At 62.1% G+C, this 16,002-nt stretch carries 13 protein-coding genes; 4 read left to right on the plus strand and 9 right to left on the minus strand.

Annotated elements, in window-relative coordinates; all coding sequences use genetic code 11:
• Positions 1 to 88 precede the first annotated feature (88 nt).
• The 8 genes from AO268_RS13935 to AO268_RS13970 form a co-directional block, all read right to left on the minus strand.
• Positions 89 to 2,011, minus strand: coding sequence for a PrkA family serine protein kinase (locus AO268_RS13935; protein ID WP_076962236.1), 1,923 nt, complete (start codon positions 2,009 to 2,011; stop codon positions 89 to 91).
• Positions 2,012 to 2,294: 283 nt separating this feature from the next.
• Positions 2,295 to 2,624 (minus strand): thiosulfate sulfurtransferase GlpE, encoded by a 330-nt coding sequence (glpE, locus tag AO268_RS13940; RefSeq protein WP_099168996.1) that lies wholly within the window; start codon positions 2,622 to 2,624, stop codon positions 2,295 to 2,297.
• 32 nt (positions 2,625 to 2,656) lie between these two features.
• A complete protein-coding gene (locus AO268_RS13945; protein ID WP_099168997.1) occupies positions 2,657 to 3,508 on the minus strand; it encodes a symmetrical bis(5'-nucleosyl)-tetraphosphatase in 852 nt (283 codons plus the stop codon).
• Positions 3,508 to 3,888, minus strand: a complete 381-nt coding sequence (gene apaG / locus AO268_RS13950; RefSeq protein WP_076962233.1) for a Co2+/Mg2+ efflux protein ApaG — start codon at positions 3,886 to 3,888, stop codon at positions 3,508 to 3,510. The genes AO268_RS13945 and apaG overlap by 1 nt, the downstream gene beginning before the upstream one ends.
• A gap of 126 nt (positions 3,889 to 4,014) precedes the next feature.
• Positions 4,015 to 4,827, minus strand: coding sequence for a 16S rRNA (adenine(1518)-N(6)/adenine(1519)-N(6))-dimethyltransferase RsmA (rsmA, locus tag AO268_RS13955; protein WP_076962232.1), 813 nt, complete (start codon positions 4,825 to 4,827; stop codon positions 4,015 to 4,017).
• Positions 4,824 to 5,813 carry a 4-hydroxythreonine-4-phosphate dehydrogenase PdxA gene (gene pdxA / locus AO268_RS13960; RefSeq protein ID WP_076962231.1) on the minus strand — a complete coding sequence of 330 codons (990 nt, stop codon included), beginning with the start codon at positions 5,811 to 5,813 and terminating at the stop codon, positions 4,824 to 4,826. Before pdxA ends, rsmA begins: the two co-directional genes overlap by 4 nt.
• Positions 5,810 to 7,144, minus strand: a complete 1,335-nt coding sequence (locus tag AO268_RS13965) for a peptidylprolyl isomerase (RefSeq protein WP_169865948.1) — start codon at positions 7,142 to 7,144, stop codon at positions 5,810 to 5,812. The genes pdxA and AO268_RS13965 overlap by 4 nt, the downstream gene beginning before the upstream one ends.
• Positions 7,125 to 9,902: an LPS-assembly protein LptD gene (locus AO268_RS13970; RefSeq protein WP_076962229.1), complete on the minus strand. Its 2,778-nt coding sequence runs from the start codon at positions 9,900 to 9,902 to the stop codon at positions 7,125 to 7,127. The genes AO268_RS13965 and AO268_RS13970 overlap by 20 nt, the downstream gene beginning before the upstream one ends.
• A gap of 130 nt (positions 9,903 to 10,032) precedes the next feature.
• Between AO268_RS13970 and AO268_RS13975 the strand changes: the two genes are divergently transcribed.
• The 3 genes from AO268_RS13975 to AO268_RS13985 are packed head-to-tail and all read left to right on the plus strand — an operon-like array spanning position 10,033 to position 12,498.
• Positions 10,033 to 11,058, plus strand: coding sequence for an aminoglycoside phosphotransferase family protein (locus AO268_RS13975; protein ID WP_076962228.1), 1,026 nt, complete (start codon positions 10,033 to 10,035; stop codon positions 11,056 to 11,058).
• Complete coding sequence (gene murU / locus AO268_RS13980) at positions 11,055 to 11,729, plus strand: N-acetylmuramate alpha-1-phosphate uridylyltransferase MurU (protein WP_099168998.1); 675 nt, start codon at positions 11,055 to 11,057, stop codon at positions 11,727 to 11,729. The genes AO268_RS13975 and murU overlap by 4 nt, the downstream gene beginning before the upstream one ends.
• Position 11,730: 1 nt before the next feature.
• Positions 11,731 to 12,498 carry a DnaJ domain-containing protein gene (locus tag AO268_RS13985; RefSeq protein WP_099168999.1) on the plus strand — a complete coding sequence of 256 codons (768 nt, stop codon included), beginning with the start codon at positions 11,731 to 11,733 and terminating at the stop codon, positions 12,496 to 12,498.
• A 32-nt stretch (positions 12,499 to 12,530) separates the two neighbouring features.
• Here the strand turns inward: AO268_RS13985 and AO268_RS13990 are convergent, their stop codons facing one another.
• Positions 12,531 to 13,508: an alpha/beta hydrolase family protein gene (locus AO268_RS13990; RefSeq protein WP_099169000.1), complete on the minus strand. Its 978-nt coding sequence runs from the start codon at positions 13,506 to 13,508 to the stop codon at positions 12,531 to 12,533.
• A gap of 61 nt (positions 13,509 to 13,569) precedes the next feature.
• Between AO268_RS13990 and AO268_RS13995 the strand changes: the two genes are divergently transcribed.
• A complete protein-coding gene (locus AO268_RS13995) occupies positions 13,570 to 15,963 on the plus strand; it encodes a PAS domain-containing sensor histidine kinase (RefSeq protein WP_176561371.1) in 2,394 nt (797 codons plus the stop codon).
• Positions 15,964 to 16,002 lie beyond the last annotated feature (39 nt).

The raw sequence follows: 16,002 nt of genomic DNA on the forward strand, positions 1-16,002 counted from the left end.
TTACAAGCTTCAAGCCGCGAGCTGGAAGCTTAGAGACAAGCGGTCAGCTGCCAGGCCAGGGGCCCGGCAGCATGCGCTTGTCGCTGCCTTACTGCGATTTGCGAACCCGCAGGTACCACTCGGAGAGCAGGCGCACCTGTTTGTCGGTGTAGCCGCGCTCGACCATTCGTGTCACGAAGTCGTTGTGTTTTTGCTGGTCCTCCTTGCTGGCCTTGGCGTTGAAGCTGATGACCGGCAGCAGATCCTCGGTGTTGGAGAACATTTTCTTCTCGATGACCACCCGCAGCTTCTCGTAACTGAGCCAGGTAGGGTTCTTGCCGTTGTTGTTGGCCCGGGCGCGCAGTACGAAGTTGACGATTTCGTTGCGAAAATCCTTCGGGTTGCTGATGCCGGCCGGTTTTTCGATCTTTTCCAGCTCTTCGTTGAGGGCTACGCGGTTGAGGATCTCGCCGGTCTCCGGGTCGCGGTATTCCTGGTCCTGGATCCAGAAGTCGGCGTACAGCACGTAGCGGTCGAAGATGTTCTGGCCGTATTCGCTGTAGGACTCCAGGTAGGCGGTCTGGATTTCCTTGCCGATGAACTCGATATAGCGTGGCGCCAGGTACTCCTTGAGGAAGCGCAGGTAGCGCTCGCGGGTTTCAGCCTGGAATTGTTCCTGTTCGATCTGCTGCTCCAGCACATAGAGCAGGTGCACCGGGTTGGCGGCGATCTCATGGGGGTCGAAGTTGAAGACCTTGGACAGGATTTTGAAGGCGAAGCGGGTCGACAGGCCGTTCATGCCCTCATCGACGCCCGCCGTGTCGCGGTATTCCTGGATCGACTTGGCCTTGGGATCGGTGTCCTTGAGGTTCTCCCCGTCATAAACGCGCATTTTCGAGTAGATATTCGAGTTTTCCGGTTCCTTGAGGCGCGACAGCACGGTGAACTGGGCGAGCATCTTCAGGGTGTCTGGCGCGCAATGGGCCTTGGCCAGGGAGCTGTTGAACAGCAGCTTGTCGTAAATCTTGATTTCATCGCTGACCCGCAGGCAGTACGGCACCTTGACGATGTAGATCCGGTCGATGAAGGCTTCGTTGTTCTTGTTGTTGCGGAAGGTGTGCCACTCCGATTCGTTGGAGTGGGCCAGCAAGATGCCGGTGAACGGAATCGCCCCCAGGCCTTCGGTGCTGTTGTAGTTGCCTTCCTGGGTCGCGGTGAGCAGTGGGTGCAGCACCTTGATCGGCGCCTTGAACATCTCCACGAACTCCATCAGGCCCTGGTTGGCCCGGCACAGTGCGCCCGAGTAGCTGTAGGCGTCAGCGTCGTTCTGCGGGAACTCCTCCAGTTTGCGGATATCGACCTTGCCCACCAGCGCCGAAATATCCTGGTTGTTCTCATCCCCCGGTTCGGTCTTGGCCACGCCGATCTGGTTGAGGATCGACGGATAGAGTTTCACCACCCGGAACTGGCTGATATCGCCGCCGAATTCGGCCAGGCGCTTGGTGGCCCAGGGCGACATGATGGTGTTGAGATAGCGCCGTGGGATACCGAAGTCCTCTTCGAGGATCGCGCCGTCTTCGGTGGCGTTGAACAGGCCAAGGGGCGACTCGAACACCGGAGAGCCCTTGATCGCGTAGAACGGCACCTTTTCAATCAGTTGCTTGAGTTTTTCGGCCAGGGAAGATTTACCGCCGCCCACGGGGCCGAGCAGGTAAAGGATCTGTTTCTTCTCTTCCAGGCCCTGGGCGGCATGGCGGAAGTAGGAGACGATCTGGTCGATGCATTCTTCCATGCCATGGAAGTCTTCAAAGGCCGGGTAGCGGCGGATCACCTTGTTGGAGAAGATTCGCGACAACCGCGAGTTGTTGGCGGTGTCTACCAGTTCCGGCTCGCCAATCGCCAGTAGCAGGCGCTCGGCGGCAGATGCGTAGGTGCTGCGGTCCTTTTTGCACAGCTCAAGATACTCTTGCAGCGTGAGTTCTTCTTGCTGTGTGGACTCGAAGCGTTGTTGGAAGTGGCTAAAAATACTCATGACGTCGTCACCTCGCTCGATACCTGGAGCCGACGCTGGATCAATCAGTCGATGCTGGCAGCCATTGGCGTTTGCCGTGGCCATTTCCCCCCAGAACACCCTGAAACGCTACCGATGACCCGCACGCCGGTGTACCGGCTCTCCCCTGTTTTGGATGGCCTGCGCTTAATGATAGTTGGGAATCCGGGAGGTCAAGGCGAGATGCCCAATTAGTTTGGGCGCGCCGTTCGTCAGAAACGGCGCGAGCCCAAGCGTCACGCGGGGTAGCGGGGTTTGAAAAAAATTATTGCGAATCGCCGCTAACCATTTCCGCAGGATACGTCGTACGCCACAGCTCAAAGCCGCCGTCCAGGCTGTAGACATCGGAGAAGCCCTGGCTGACCAGATAAGCCGCCGCACTCTGGCTGGAGTTGCCGTGATAGCAGGCCACGATCACGGGGGCGTCGAGGTCGGCGGCACGGATGAAATCGGCAATGTTGTGGTTGTCCAGGTGCCGTGCGCCCTTGATGTGGTTCAGCGCGTAGGCCTGGGGATCACGGATATCCACCACCACGGCGCCTTGCTCACGCAGGGCCAGGGCTTGTTCGGGAGGGATACGTTTGAATTCACTCATGGCGGGCTCCTTGGGCGGGCGGCAAGCGGCGTCTAGCGCTTGGCGGCAGCCGGCAGTGTAACGGGAAGGGGGGATTGGCACTGGCAGCTCAGGCGCTCGCCGGTGTCGATGTTCATCAGGGTCATGGCCCCGCCCCACACGCAACCGGTGTCGAGGGCAAATACGCCGGGTTCGTCGCAGTGCCCTTCAAGGGCGGCCCAGTGACCGAAGATGATCTTCGTGTCGCGGGTCTTGCGTTCCGGGTGGGCGAACCAGGGTTTGTAGCCGGGCAGGGCGGTTTCGGCGCCTTCCTTGCTCTTGAGGTCGAGTTTGCCTTCGGCGGTGCAGAAACGCATGCGCGTGAAGTAGTTGGTGATGACCCGCAGGCGGGCGGCGCCTGTCAGGTCGTTATCCCACTTCAGCGGTTCATTGCCGTACATGCCGTCCAGATAGGTGGCGAACAGGGTGTCATCGGCCAGGGCGGCTTCGACCTCGGCGGCACATTTAAGGGCTTTTTTCAGGGTCCATTGCGGTGGGATGCCGGCATGCACCAGGGCGGTATTACGGCTCTCATCGTAATGCACGAGCTTTTGCCGGCGCAGCCAGTCGAGCAACTCGGCGCGATCCGGGGCCTCGAGGACTTCCCGCAGGGTGTCGCCCTTTTTCAGGCGCTCGATATTATTGCCTGCCGCCAACAGGTGCAGGTCGTGGTTGCCCAGCACGCAGACCAGGGAATCGCGCAGGCGATACAGGTAGCGCAGGGTTTCCAGGGATTGCGGGCCGCGGTTGACCAGGTCGCCCACCAGCCACAGGCGATCCCTGGCCGGGTCGAAAGCTACCCGGTCAAGCAGGCGTTTGAGCGGCTCCAGGCAGCCTTGCAGGTCGCCGACAGCATAGGTTGCCATCAGTGCAGGGCTCCGGGCACCGCCAGGCGGAAGGGGGCAATGATGGCGTCGAAGTGCTTGCCGTCTTCGGCCAGCATCTGGTAGCTGCCTTGCATCGTGCCGACCTTGGAGGTCATCACGGTGCCACTGCTGTAGGTGTGGCTGGCGCCGCTGTCGATCAGAGGCTGTTGGCCGATGACACCGGCCCCGCGCACTTCCTCGACATGGCCGTCGCCGTCGGTGATGACCCAGTGCCGCGACAGGAGCTTGGCGGGCACCTGGCCATTGTTCTTCACCGTGACGGTGTAGGCAAAGGCAAAGCGATTCTGTTCGGGTTGCGATTGTTCCGCCAGGAAGCGGGTGACGACGCTGACGTCGATCTGATAGCGAGGATCGGACATGCAAGAGGCCTTAAGAGCAAAAGCGGAGGACAGCAGATGCGGCTCAGTCTAGGCCATGAGGTGGGCACTAGGCCAGATATGTGTCTGACCTGGTGCGCTCCCTTGTAGGGGCTGGCTGACGATGGCTCAGTCGGCGATGGGTGCAGGCTGAATCGCCAACTGGTCCGCCAGGCGCACGAACGCCGCCAGGTCCAACTGCTCTGGGCGCAGGCTGCCGTCGACACCGGCGGCTTCGATTTCGGCGTTGCTCAGCAGGGCCTTGAGTGTATTGCGCAGGGTCTTGCGGCGTTGGTTGAACGCTTCGCGCACCACCCGTTCCAGCAGGCGATGATCCTTGGCCGGATGCGGAAGGACCGCGTGAGGCACCAGGCGCACAATCGCCGAGTCCACTTTTGGCGGCGGGTTGAACGCACCCGGACCGACATTGAACAGGTGCTCGACCCGGCAGTGGTACTGGACCATGATCGACAGGCGACCCCAATCACCACCGCCAGGGCCGGCCGCCAGGCGCTCGACCACTTCCTTCTGCAACATGAAATGCATGTCGCGGATGATCCCGGCGTTGTTCAGCAGGTGAAAGATCAGCGGTGTAGAGATGTTGTATGGCAGGTTGCCGACCACCCGCAGGCTGTGGGGGGCCGCATTGAGGCTGTTGAAGTCGAACTTCAATGCATCGCCCTGGTGCAGGTTGAAGTTGGACTTGCCGGCAAATTGCTGGTTGAGGATCGGGACCAGGTCCTTGTCCAGCTCAATCACATCCAGTTGCCCACCACTGTTGAGCAGGCCCTGGGTGAGGGCGCCCTGGCCCGGGCCGATTTCCAGCAGGCGGTCTTCAGGCTTGGCATGGATGGAGCGCAGGATGCGGTCGATAACGCCGGCATCGTGCAGGAAGTTTTGCCCGAAGCGCTTGCGCGCCCGGTGTTGGTAATGCTCGGTCATATACGGGTCTCGGCCATCTGATAGGCGGTTTCCAGGGCCACGTGCAGGCTGCCGGTATCGATCTTGCCGCTGCCCGCCAGGTCCAGGGCGGTGCCATGGTCGACGGAGGTGCGGATGATCGGCAGGCCCAGGGTCACGTTGACTGCGGCGCCGAAGCCTTTGTATTTCAGCACGGGCAGCCCCTGGTCATGGTACATCGCCAGCACTGCATCGCAGTGCTCCAGATATTTGGGGGTAAACAGAGTGTCCGCAGGCAATGGGCCGCGCAGGTCCATGCCGTCTTGGCGCAGGCGCTCTAGTGTGGGTTCGATGATGTCGATTTCTTCATGGCCCAGGTGGCCGCCTTCACCCGCGTGGGGGTTGAGGCCACACACCAGGATTCGCGGCTGGGCGATGCCGAATTTGTGTTGCAGGTCGGCGTGCAGGATGCGCGTTACGCGCTCCAGGCGTTCCGGGGTGATGGCATCGGCAACCTGGCGCAAGGGCAGGTGAGTGGTCACCAGTGCCACGCGCAGGCCGCGGGTTGCCAGCATCATCACCACTTGTTCGGTGTGCGTCAGCTCGGCCAGGAACTCGGTATGGCCGGAGAAGGCGATACCGGCTTCGTTGATCACGCCTTTGTGCACCGGCGCGGTGATCATCCCGGCGAAGTCGCCGTCGAGGCAGCCTTGCCCGGCGCGGGTCAGGGTGTGCAGGACGAAGGCGGCGTTGGCCTTGTCCAGTTGCCCGGCGACCACCTTGGCCTGTAGCGGGGTGTCCCACACGTACAGGCTGCCCGCGGGGGCCGGCTGGTCGGGCCAGTTGCCCGGTGAGACGGGCAGCAAGTCGACAGCCACGCCCAGTTGCGCGGCCCGCTCAAGGAGCAGGTCGCGGCTGGTAATGGCAATCAGGGGGTGAGGCTGGGCTTGCGAGGCGAGCAGCAGGCACAGGTCTGGACCTATGCCGGCCGGCTCGCCGGGTGTCAACGCGAAACGCTGGGGTTTCACTGGGCTGCCTGGTCGGTGCCTGTCGGTTCGGCGCCAGGCAGCTTGTTTTCTACGTAGGCTTCGTCACGGATCTGACGCAACCAAGTTTGCAGCTCTTCGTCGTATTTGCGGTTACGCAGTACGGTCAGCGCTTGTTGCTCACGGGCCTGGCTGGTGTTGTCGGTGGCGCGGCGGCCAAGGACTTCCAGGACGTGCCAGCCATATTGGGTCTTGAACGGCTTGGACAGCACACCTTGCGGCGTCTCGTTCATGACTTGCTGGAACTCGGGCACCAGGGCCCGTGGATCGATCCAGCTGAGGTCGCCGCCATTAAGGGCCGACCCCGGATCTTCCGAGAAGCTTTTGGCCAGGGTGGCAAAGTCTTCGCCGCCTTCGATGCGCTCATAGATCTTTTGCGCCAGCTCCTTGGTTTGTGCCTCGGTGCGGATTTCGCTTGGCTTGACCAGGATGTGACGGACATGCACTTCGTCTTTCAGCGAAGTCTCACCGCCGCGACGCTCCAGCAACTTGAGAATGATGAAGCCGCCAGGCGTGCGTGCAGGTTGGGTGATACCACCCACTTCCATGGCGCTCAGCTCACGGTCAAACGGTGGTGGCAATTGAGCGGCTTTACGCCAGCCCATATCACCGCCTTCGAGGGCGTTGTCGCTGCCGGACTGGGCAATGGCCATTTGGGCAAAGTCGGCGCCGGCCTTGAGACGGTCATAGATCGCCTGGGTCTTCGCGGCCGCAGCATTGAGTTGCTCGGCGTTGGCGCTGTCTGGCGTCGGGATCAGGATATTGGCCAGGCGCAGCTCTTCGGAGAGTTGCATCTTGCCCAGGTCCGAGGCCAGGAAGTTCTTCACTTCCTGCTCCGATACCTGCACGCGCTCGGCCACACGGCGCTGCCGCACACGGCTGATGATCATTTCGCGGCGGATCTGGTCGCGGGCGTCCTCATAGGACAAACCGTCGCGGGCCAGGGCGGCGCGGAACTGATCAATGCTCATGTTGTTGCGTTGAGCGATGGTGCCGACAGCCTGGTTCAGTTCTTCGTCGGTGATACGGATGCCCGAGCGGTCGCCAATCTGCAATTGCAGGTTTTCGACGATCAGGCGCTCTAGCACCTGCTGGTCCAGGACGCTGGTCGGTGGCACGCCACCGCCACGCTTGGCGATGGTTTGCTGAACTTCCTTGACCCGTTGGTCGAGTTGGCTCTGCATGATCACGTCGTTATCGACGATGGCCACCACCTTGTCCAACGGTTGCACGCCAGCGTGCGCCGCTGCAGTGCCCAGGAACAGCGCGCCCAGCATCAGCGGGCGCAGACAATCAGAAAGCTTGATCTTCACGTTCACGATAACCTTGGATGCCTTTTTCGAGGAAGCTCTCTACCTTGGCGCCAGTCAGGCCGCCGAGTCCCTTGAGGACGATTTGGAGGAAGAGCCCGTGGTCGCCTTTTTCGTTCAGCGGGGCGATCTGGGTGTATTCGTCGTTGGAAACCCAATAACGGTTGATTACACGCAGTTTCCAGCAGCAGTTGTCGTACTCGAAACCACCAAAGGCTTCCAGGGTACGGTTGCGTGCATAGTCATACTGCCAGCGGGTGATCAGGTTCCACTGTGGAATGATCGGCCACATCATCGAGAAGTCGTGTTGCTGGATTTTGTAGTAATCCTTCACGTAGTTCGCGGTGTCCGAAGGGACGCTGTAGTCGCCGCCAAACTGCCATTTGCCGGTCAGCTGGTTGTATACCACCTGGTCATTGCGATAGCGGTAACCAACGTTGATAACCTTGTTAGGGTTGTCTTCCGGCTGGTAGTGGAACATGGCGCTACCGGAGCGTGGAGCGTGCTCCTCGGTGTCCCAGTTGTAGTCGGCGGTGGCGCGCCAGTCGCGATTAAAGCGGAACTCGTAGTCCAGGGCGATTGGCGAGACGTCCGACCGTGAGTCAGCGCGATCGGCAGCCACGATCCCTGGCAGTTGCACTTCGCGATCCTTGAAGTACAGCGCCTGGCCGACGGAAACGCGTTGACGTTCAAAGCCGTTTTCTTCGATCCAGCGGCTGGTTACGCCCAGGGACAGTTTGTTTTCGTCGCCGATCCGGTCAGAACCCGAGAAGCGGTTGTCGCGAAAGAGCGAGCTGTAGCTGAACGAGGTTTCGCTGGTGTCGAACACCGGGATATCGTCCTGGTCTTTCTCTGGAACATAGAGGTAGAACAGGCGTGGTTCCAGGGTCTGGTTGTAGTTCTTGCCAAACCACTGGGTGCTGCGGTCGAAGTACAGGCCGCTGTCGACACTGGCAATCGGGATGGAGCGGTTTTGAGAGCTCTTGAACTCCTGGCCAGCAGCGACCATTTGTGCCTTGCCTGTACCGTCAAGATCAAGATCGTACTTGGTGTAGGCATACTTGAGCTTCGGCGTAATGAAACCGTAGCTTGAGGTCATCGGCAGCGAAACGCTTGGCGCCATATTCAACCGTGTGCCGTTGGCCCGGGTAAGCCCAGTGACATAGGTGTCAAGGCGCTGGGTATTGATGCCATATTTATCGGTAAAGTCCCCGGTCTCAAGATCCCGGTCAAACCTTACCGCTTCTGCGTCATAGGCAAAATTCAGCCCGCCAGGATGGTATGGCAGCGAACCGTTGAAAGTGATCTGCGGCAAGCGGTTGTACGGGGTGATCTGGGAGATCGTCGCCAACTTGTACGCTTGCAGGTTCAGGCGTGCGTTGAAGTTGTCACCGCGATAGTTCACGGCAGCTTGCTGATTAAGCGCATCGCGCCTTTCAACACCAATCTGGTCGGTCCGCAGATCCTGGAAGTAGTACGGGTCGCTGATGTCGGTGTAGTCGACTTCAGTCATGACGCGCGAATCCAGGCCGCCCTTGTGCTGCCAGTTAAGCATCCAGCGGGTTTTCTCGTAATCCGTCTGCTTGCGGCGCTCGTCGTTGTCGTCGTTCAGGTAGGCACCGCCGACCTGGCCTTCGCTGGACTTGGTGAGGTAGCGGAACTCGCCTTCCAACAGCATGCCGCGCTTGCCCATATAACGCGGGTACAACGTGGCATCGTAGTTCGGTGCCAGGTTGAAGTAGTAAGGCGTTACCAGGGTAAAGCCACTTTCCCCGCTAGAGCTGTAGCTCGGCGGCAGGAAACCGGACTGACGGCGATCATCAATCGGGAAGTAGATGTACGGGGTGTACAGGATCGGGATGTTCTTGACCCGCAACGTCGCGTTGGTCGCCGTACCGAAACCGGTGGCCGGGTTCAACGTGATGTTGTTGCCGCGCAGTTGCCAGGCATTGCTGTCTGGCTCGCAGGTGGTGTACGTACCGTCCTTGAGACGGATGATCGCGTTTTCGGCGCGCTTGGCGTACAGCGCGTTACCGCGGATGCGCGATTTGTGCATCACGTATTCGGCGTTGTCGATCTGCGCGGCGCCGGTGTCCAGCTGGACCTGGGCATGGTCGCCGACGATCAGCGCGCCATTGTCGCGCATACGCACGTTACCGTTGAGCTCGCCACGGTTCTCGGCCTGGTACAGGCTGGCCTCTTGGGCCTCGACCTGCATGCTGCCCTGACGCATGACCACGTCACCGGCCAGGGTTGCGACCTGGGTTTCCTGCTCGTAACGAGAGGCCTTGGCACCGATGAAGGTCGGTGCGTCGCTCTTGTCCGTCTTGTCGTTCATGCCGGGACGGATCGGCTCGATGTACGCACCGGCGCAATAAGGACCGGTTTCGGCCAGTTGCGCGGCGGTGAGTTTCTCGCGGGGGACCCAGTCCAGGTGGCTGTAGTCGGCACTGCGCGAACGCAGGCCACGGCCCTTGGATTCGGTGACCAGCTTGGTCTGCGGCACGGCTTCGGCACCCGCAGCTTCGCCTTGCGGCGTGCTGTTGGCCGAGCTGACGGCACTGCCGTCATGCACCGGACGCGGTGGCAAAGGGGCTGCGCTGGCCTTTGGCGCGCAATCCCAGGCACCCGAAGCAGAGACTGAGCAGTCATACTGTTCGGCGGCGACCACGAGTGAGGTGGCGAAAGGTTGCATGGCCAGCAGACTGCCGGTTACCAGCAACGGAAATTTTCTACGAAACGCGGGGGATTTCAATGCCATCTTATTAGTCCGGGCTTCCTGCGTGCCATCTGCCCGCGGTGTGGGCCGCACGCCTCTCGATGGTCTGAAAAAGATGCGTGATAATAAAGCATGACCCGCTTGACGGCTAGCGCCGTCGGAGACCCTTGTAATGCCCGACCAAGATCTACGTTTGCAACACCTGAAAGTCTGGCTTGATCAGCAGTTGCCCGAGCTTTTCCATACCCAGGGATGGGGCGCCGTACCCCCGGCTACATTGACTGCGGCCAGCAGCGACGCGAGTTTCAGACGGTACTTCCGTTGGCAGGGCGAAGGTCGCACATTGATCGTGATGGATGCCCCGCCCCCCCAGGAAAACTGCAAACCTTTCGTCGATATCGCTCGAATGCTGGCAAAATCTGGCATAAATGTTCCGCAAATATATGCCGAAGATCTGTCCCAGGGCTTTCTTTTGCTCAATGACCTGGGCAAAAACACCTACCTGGATGTGATTGACGGCGAAAATGCCGATCAATTATTTGCCCCTGCCATCGACGCGCTGTTGGCTTTCCAGCAATTGCCGATGGATGCCGGCTTGCCCAGCTACGACGTGCCGTTATTGCGCCGGGAACTGGAATTGTTCCCTGAGTGGTACGTGCGCCGGCACCTGGGCATCGAGTTCGACGACCAGCAGTCGGCCCTGTGGCAGCGGGTCAGCCAGGTGTTGATCGACAGCGCCCTGGCCCAGCCCAAGGTCCTGGTGCATCGCGACTATATGCCGCGCAACCTGATGATCAGCGTGCCGAACCCAGGCGTGCTGGATTTCCAGGATGCGGTCTACGGCCCCGTGACCTACGACATTACCTGCCTGTTCAAGGACGCCTTCCTCAGTTGGCCCCAGGCGCGGGTGCGTGAATGGCAGCGCAGTTACTGGGAGCGTGCTGGCCAATTGGGCATCCCGGTTCAGGCGGATTTTGAAGATTTCCTGCGGGCCAGCGACTTGATGGGGGTGCAGCGTCACCTCAAGGTTATCGGTATCTTTGCGCGTATCTGTCACCGTGATGGCAAGCCGCGCTACCTGGCGGACGTGCCGCGCTTCTTTGCCTATATAGAAGCGGTGCTGGCCGAGCGTGCGGAACTGGCCGACCTGGGCGAGTTGCTGGCCAGCCTGCGCCAACCGGCCGAGGTTGTTGTATGAAGGCCATGATCCTGGCGGCCGGCAAGGGCGAGCGCATGCGCCCGCTGACCCTGCATACCCCCAAGCCACTGGTCCAGGCCGGTGGCAAGCGCCTGATCGAGTACCACCTGGAGGCACTGGCCAAAGCCGGGTTCACCGAGATCGTCATCAACCATGCCTGGCTCGGCCAGCAAATCGAGGGTTACCTGGGGGATGGCGCGCAGTTCGGCCTGCGCATCCAGTATTCGCCCGAAGGCGAACCGCTGGAAACCGGTGGCGGGATTTTCCAGGCCTTGCCCCTGCTGGGAGACGAGCCGTTCCTGGTGGTCAATGGCGATATCTGGACCGACTACGATTTCTCCCGCCTCAAGCAGCCGCCCGCTGGCCTGGCGTACCTGGTGATGGTCGACAACCCGGCCCATCACCCCAGTGGTGGCGATTTCTATATCAAGGACGGTTTGCTTCATGATGCAGCGCCCGGTGCCGATAACCTGACCTTCAGTGGCATTTCGGTGCTGCACCCCAAGCTGTTCGCGGGTTGCAGCGCCGGTGCCTTCAAGCTGGCGCCCTTGTTGCGCACAGCGATGGCTCAAGGCTTGGTCTCGGGGGAGCACATGGATGGACGCTGGATTGACGTCGGTACGCTGGAGCGCCTGGCGCAGGTTGAAACGCTGCTGACCGTGGGCCAGTAAGATGCTGTGGCCAGGGACTCTGATCGGCGCCGGGGCGGGGTTTGCCATCGCCAGCATTCCGGGGGCCATGTTGGGCGGGCTATTGGGCCAGGCGCTGGACCGGCGCCTGCAATTGCACAGTTGGGCGCAACTGCGTGAGCGCCTGGGCGGCCGTCCGGCGCTGCGTAATGACGAACTGCTGTTTGTGTTGCTGGGCCGCCTGGCCAAAAGCAATGGGCGGGTGGTGGACGGGCATATCCAGCAGGCGCGGGTGGAGATGCGCGCGCTGGACATGACCGAGCCGGCCCAGCGCCGGGCGATTGCTGCGTTCAACCGGGGCAAATCGGGGACGGATCGCGTGCGCAGTTACCTGCGTGTGCTCAAGGCCCAGCCCCATGCGGCGGAAGGCGTGCTGCGCGCCTGTTGGCGCATGGTCTGGGCCGACGGCAAGGCCAGTCTTGCAGAACGCGACCTGATTGAGCTCTGGGGCAAATGGCTGGGATGGACGCCGCAACAGCTCCAGGCCCTGGCCCACGACTACGAACCGGAGCGCAGGCCCCTGGCCACTCGCGGTAGCACTTACCAGGAAGCCTTGCGGATTCTCGGGGTGAGCGCCACGACAGAGCCTGCAGTCATCAAGCGTGCATACCGACGGCTGCTCAGCCGCCATCACCCGGACAAGATCGCCGGCAACGGCGCCAGCCCGGCGCAAGTGCGCGAGGCCACGGAGCGCACGCGGGAGCTGCATAGCGCTTACACGATCATTCGCGAGCAGCGGGATTTCCGCTGACTCGCCACAACCACCGACGGGGCGGCTGGGTATCAGCTACCGCTGCCTGGCGGGCTCAACCAGCCGCGAATGCGCCGGTACAACTGCTCCTGGGCTGCCGGACTATTGCCGGGGAGCGTCTTTAAGGACACCTGCCTGTAGTGGTCATTCTTCAGGCGCTTGCTCGCCTGGCTGCGCTCCAGCGCCATTTTGCCGGCCAGGGCGTTGTCCTGGTAGAAGATATCGGCGGTTGCCAGCTTCAAGGTTGGCGCCAACTGTTGCAGGTCTGGCTGACGGCCCACCGGTGTTTGCGCCGCGACCATGATGAACTTCTGCACCTGGGCTGGTTGTTTTTCGCTCAGGTAGCGCGCCGCCCACCAGGCCCCGGTCCCGTGCCCGAGCAACACGACTGTGCGGGCGTTCTGGGTCTGGGCATAGGCGACGGCGGCATCGATACGGGCGAAGATCCGTGTTGCGTCGGTCTTGTCCTGCTCATCCACGCCGGGGACCACGGCCGGGTCGGTGCCTTCGGCTTCGGCGCTGGCTGCCTGTTCGATCGGCTTGGGCGCGGCAGTGCTGGCATCCTTGCTGCTGGTATCGATGGCCGCCTCGGGGGCCTGGATGACCCGGGGTGGCAGGGTGTCCAGGCTCTGGTCGGGCAGTGACAGGCTCAGGCTGGCCCACTGTGCATCCGGCAACTTCTGACGCAAAGGCCCGATGGCTTGCGGCCAGTCAGCGGTTTCCCCGGCGCCGGGGACGAGAATCACCACCCCTTGCGGCTCGGCGCTGTTGGCCGGTTTCCACAGGGCCAGGAACGACTCATCGCCGGCCTGCAATTGTTGCTGTTCCTGGGGCGGCAGTTGTCGCTCCAGGGCGCTGGCTTCCTCCTGGCTGCGCTCGGGCAAAGGCTGGCGCTCGGGTGGCTTTTCGGCGGCAGCCGGCGCGGTATCCGCCGCCTGCACGCAAAAGGTGCTGGTAAACAGCAGCGACAGGCACAATGCTGGCAGTGTCGAACGGTGAAGCAGGGGCATAGTGCAATTCCGGCCAGAAGTGATTCCGGCAGCCTAATGGGTTGGATGTGAGATGTGAATGATGATTTTTCGCTGTCTGCTGGTTATCGGCGCTCTGTGCTTTCCCTTGATGGCAAGTGCCGCGCCTGCGTCCGTGGTGCCGCCGGCGGTGCTCAGTCCCCAGCAGCGCGAGTGGCGGGCGCAGCCCCCGCCATTGCGGGTCGGCGTGGTGTTGCAGGCGCCCTACGCGCAATATGACCGGCGCCTGCAGCGGTTGTCCGGGGCCAATATCGAGCTGATGCAGGCGCTGGCCAAGGCGCTGAATATTGAGCTGAGCTGGCGCAACTTCCCCACGCAAGAGCAGTTGGAGGACGCCCTGCGCGAGGACGCGGTCGACCTGGCCCCGGGCCTGCTGCAAACCCCGGCCGGCCTGCGCCTGTGGTTGTTCTCCGACCCTTACATGCGCGTGCCCCAGCACATTGTGGGCATCCGCGACGGCAGCGGCGCGGTGGACCTGGAAAAACTCGACGAACACTCGCGGGTTGCGGTGCGTATGCCCAGTGCCGTGGCGGACTACTTGCGCAGCAATTACCCCAACCTGAACCTGCAAGGCGTGCCGCTGGAGCGCCAGGCCCTGCAATTGTTGGTCAGCCAGCAGGCGCGCTATGCGGTGATCGATGAGGCGCAGTTGAGCCGGCTGTCGGTCGAGCCCGAATTCGCCGGCCTGGCGGTGGTCGGCGATATTGGCCTGCCGCAACTGCTGCGGGTGGCCACCCGGCGAGACTGGCCGGCCTTGGCGGACATTGTCGAGAGCGGCCTGCGGGCCATTCCTGCCCGTGAGCTGGAGCAATTGCACGCCCGCTGGCTGCAGCCCAAATATCCACGGTTGTCGGAGTCGCCGGGGTTCTGGCAAAACCTCAGCTTGCTGCTGGGCCTGCTGTTGCTCGCGTGCCTGGCGGTTGCCCTGTGGCAGCGTCGGCAAAAACATGTCCTGGAGCATCAGTTGCTGGCCGCGCGTGAGGAAAGCGCCGCCCGTGCCGCGGGCGCCGAAGCCTTGCGCCTGACCCAGTTCTCCATCGATCAAAGCACCGTCGGCATTCTCTGGGTCAATTGGGACAGCCATGTGCGCTACGCCAACGTCGCCGCCGAAAGCATGCTCGGCTACGCCCCGGGCGCGTTGATCGAGCGCCCGCTGATCGAGTTCGAGCCCAACCTGAGCATGGACCGCTGGCTGAGCCTGTGGAAACGTGCGCGCGCCAGCGAGGACGGGCCACAGAGCTTCGCCACCCAGTGCCTGCGCGCGGATGGCAGCCTGTTGCCCACGGACGTGTCCCTGAGTTTCCTGCGTTTTGCCGGTGGCGAATACCTGGTGGTGTACCTCAATGACGTCACCGAGCGGCGACGGGCCTTGGCCGCGTTGCAGGAAAGTGAAGCGCGCCTGCAAGGCATCGCCGCCAATGTGCCGGGGCTGGTGTTTCGCCTGGAGCGCCTGCCGTTGAGCGCCGCCATCGACTTTGCCTATATCAGCGAAGGCAGCGAACGTCTGGTGGGCTATTCGCCGGCCGTGCTCAGCCATCGTGATGTGGGGCTGCGCAGCCTGGTACACCCGCAGGATCGCGCCAGTTATCACCAGACCCAGGACCAGGCCATCGACACCGAGAGCAATTGGTCGTGGCAAGGCCGGATCCTGACCCGGCAGGGCGAGCAGCGCTGGGCCGAGATCAAGGCAGTCACCCGGCGCCTGGACGACGGCGCGGTGGTCTGGGACGGGATCGTCTGGGACATCAGCGACAGCAAACGCATCGAACTGGAGCTGGACGCCTCGCGAGCGCAACTGCGCGAACTGTCGGCCCACCTGGAAACTGTGCGTGAGGAAGAGAAAGCGCGGATCGCCCGCGAAGTCCACGATGAGCTGGGGCAGATGCTGACGGTGCTGAAGCTGGAAACGTCCATGTGCGAGCTGGCCTACGCGCACATGGACCCTGGCCTGCACGAGCGCCTCAATAGCATGAAGCGCCTGATCGCCCAGCTGTTTCAACTGGTCCGCGATGTGGCCACCGCGTTGCGCCCGCCGATTCTCGACGCGGGGATCGCCTCGGCCATCGAGTGGCAGGCGCGGCGGTTTGAGGCCCGCACGCAGATTCCCTGCCTGGTGCAAGTGCCGGACAACCTCCCGACCTTGAGCGACGCCAAGGCCATCGGCCTGTTCCGCATCCTGCAAGAGGCACTGACCAATGTGATGCGCCATGCCCAGGCGCACACTGTGGAGCTGACCCTGGCGGTGGAGGGCACCAATCTGCGGTTGACCATCAGTGACGACGGCGCAGGCTTCGTCCCCGCGCCGGGGCGCCCGGTGTCGTTTGGCCTGGTGGGCATGCGCGAGCGGGTGCTGATCATGGGCGGGCAGTTGACGTTGGACAGTGAGCTGGGGGAGGGCACCACCCTGAGCGTTACAGTGCCGTTGGATTCGCCATAGACCCCTTGTGGGAGCGGGCTTGCCCGCTCCCATATTTTG

This window comes from Pseudomonas sp. ICMP 8385 (assembly GCF_002699915.1).
GTDB lineage: Bacteria > Pseudomonadota > Gammaproteobacteria > Pseudomonadales > Pseudomonadaceae > Aquipseudomonas > Aquipseudomonas gessardii.